The 1,206-nt window shown below is 51.8% G+C and carries 1 rRNA gene; it reads right to left on the reverse strand.

The features are described from left to right. Positions 1–22 precede the first annotated feature (22 nt). Positions 23–1,206 (reverse strand): 23S ribosomal RNA (locus I6F47_RS20280); the annotation flags it as partial.

A 1,206-nucleotide genomic window follows, 5' to 3' on the forward strand; every position in this document is an offset into this window, starting at 1 on the left:
CATAAAACGCGTTTGGCGTTGTATGGTTAAGCCTCACGGGTAATTAGTACAAGTTAGCTTAATGGCTCACACCACTTCCACATCTTGCCTATCAACGTTGTAGTCTTCAACGGCCCTTCAGAGACTTTAAAAGTCTAGTGAGAACTCATCTCGAGGCCTGCTTCGCGCTTAGATGCTTTCAGCGCTTATCAGTTCCGAACGTAGCTACCGGGCAATGCCATTGGCATGACAACCCGAACACCAGCGGTTCGTTCACTCCGGTCCTCTCGTACTAGGAGCAACCCCTCTCAATTCTCAAACGCCCACGGCAGATAGGGACCGAACTGTCTCACGACGTTCTAAACCCAGCTCGCGTACCACTTTAAATGGCGAACAGCCATACCCTTGGGACCGACTTCAGCCCCAGGATGTGATGAGCCGACATCGAGGTGCCAAACACCGCCGTCGATATGAACTCTTGGGCGGTATCAGCCTGTTATCCCCGGAGTACCTTTTATCCGTTGAGCGATGGCCCTTCCATTCAGAACCACCGGATCACTATGACCTACTTTCGTACCTGCTCGACGTGTCTGTCTCGCAGTTAAGCTGGCTTCTACCATTACACTAACCGTACGATGTCCGACCGTACTTAGCCAACCTTCGTGCTCCTCCGTTACTCTTTAGGAGGAGACCGCCCCAGTCAAACTACCCACCAGGCACTGTCCGTAACCCCGATTCAGGGGCCAACGTTAGAACATCAAAACTACAAGGGTGGTATTTCAAGGTTGACTCCACAACAACTAGCGTCGCTGCTTCAAAGTCTCCCACCTATCCTACACATGTAGGTTCAATGTTCAGTGCCAAGCTGTAGTAAAGGTTCACGGGGTCTTTCCGTCTAGCCGCGGGTACACAGCATCTTCACTGCGATTTCAATTTCACTGAGTCTCGGGTGGAGACAGCGTGGCCATGGTTACACCATTCGTGCAGGTCGGAACTTACCCGACAAGGAATTTCGCTACCTTAGGACCGTTATAGTTACGGCCGCCGTTTACCGGGGCTTCGATCAAGAGCTTCTCCCTAAGGATAACCCCATCAATTAACCTTCCGGCACCGGGCAGGTGTCACACCGTATACGTCATCTTGCGATTTTGCACAGTGCTGTGTTTTTAATAAACAGTCCCAGCCACCTGGTCACTGCGGCTCCCGTCCGCTTAGAGAGCAAGTCTC

Source organism: Pseudoalteromonas sp. NZS37, from assembly GCF_015864265.1.
Lineage (GTDB): Bacteria > Pseudomonadota > Gammaproteobacteria > Enterobacterales > Alteromonadaceae > Pseudoalteromonas > Pseudoalteromonas arctica.